Consider the following 1,548-nt stretch of genomic DNA (forward strand, 5'->3'; position numbering starts at 1 on the left):
TGCTCCTTAGAAAGGAGGTGATCCAGCCGCACCTTCCGGTACGGCTACCTTGTTACGACTTCGTCCCAATCGCCGATCCCACCTTCGACGGCTCCCTCCACAAGGGTTAGGCCACCGGCTTCGGGTGTTACCGACTTTCATGACGTGACGGGCGGTGTGTACAAGGCCCGGGAACGTATTCACCGCAGCGTTGCTGATCTGCGATTACTAGCGACTCCAACTTCACGGGGTCGAGTTGCAGACCCCGATCCGAACTGAGACCGGCTTTAAGGGATTCGCTCCACCTCGCGGTATCGCAGCCCTCTGTACCGGCCATTGTAGCATGTGTGAAGCCCTGGACATAAGGGGCATGATGACTTGACGTCGTCCCCACCTTCCTCCGAGTTGACCCCGGCAGTCTCTCACGAGTCCCCGCCATTACGCGCTGGCAACATAAGATAAGGGTTGCGCTCGTTGCGGGACTTAACCCAACATCTCACGACACGAGCTGACGACAGCCATGCACCACCTGTACACCGACCACAAGGGGGCCTACATCTCTGCAGGTTTCCGGTGTATGTCAAACCCAGGTAAGGTTCTTCGCGTTGCATCGAATTAATCCACATGCTCCGCCGCTTGTGCGGGCCCCCGTCAATTTCTTTGAGTTTTAGCCTTGCGGCCGTACTCCCCAGGCGGGGTACTTAATGCGTTAGCTACGGCACGGAGTCCGTGGAAGGAGCCCCACACCTAGTACCCACCGTTTACGGCATGGACTACCAGGGTATCTAATCCTGTTTGCTACCCATGCTTTCGCTTCTCAGCGTCAGTTACTTCCCAGAGACCCGCCTTCGCCACCGGTGTTCCTCCTGATATCTGCGCATTTCACCGCTACACCAGGAATTCCAGTCTCCCCTGAAGTACTCTAGTTCGCCCGTATCGCCTGCAAGCTTAAGGTTGAGCCCCAAGTTTTCACAAACGACGCGACGAACCGCCTACAAGCTCTTTACGCCCAGTAATTCCGGACAACGCTCGGACCCTACGTATTACCGCGGCTGCTGGCACGTAGTTGGCCGGTCCTTATTCTACAGGTACAGTCACTTGCGCTTCGTCCCTGTCAAAAGCGGTTTACAACCCGAAGGCCGTCATCCCGCACGCGGCGTCGCTGCATCAGGCTTTCGCCCATTGTGCAATATTCCCCACTGCTGCCTCCCGTAGGAGTCTGGGCCGTGTCTCAGTCCCAGTGTGGCCGGTCACCCTCTCAGGTCGGCTACCCGTCGTCGCCTTGGTGAGCCGTTACCTCACCAACAAGCTGATAGGCCGCGGGCCCATCTCGCACCGATAAATCTTTCCACCACCAACCATGCGATCAGTGGTCATATCCGGTATTAGACCCAGTTTCCCAGGCTTATCCCGAAGTGCAAGGCAGATCACCCACGTGTTACTCACCCGTTCGCCGCTCGTGTACCCCGAAGGGCCTTACCGCTCGACTTGCATGTGTTAAGCACGCCGCTAGCGTTCGTCCTGAGCCAGAATCAAACTCTCCGTTGAAGACTCTCGAAACAACCCTCC

The 1,548-nt window shown here is 57.2% G+C and carries 1 rRNA gene; it reads right to left on the reverse strand.

Features of this window, described 5'->3' with window-relative positions:
* Positions 1-10: 10 nt before the first annotated feature.
* Positions 11-1,527: ribosomal RNA gene (locus tag ACFULV_RS34935) — 16S ribosomal RNA — on the reverse strand.
* Positions 1,528-1,548 lie beyond the last annotated feature (21 nt).

The sequence above is a fragment of the Nocardia sp. NPDC057272 genome (assembly GCF_042668615.1).
In the GTDB taxonomy this organism is placed as follows: domain Bacteria; phylum Actinomycetota; class Actinomycetes; order Mycobacteriales; family Mycobacteriaceae; genus Nocardia.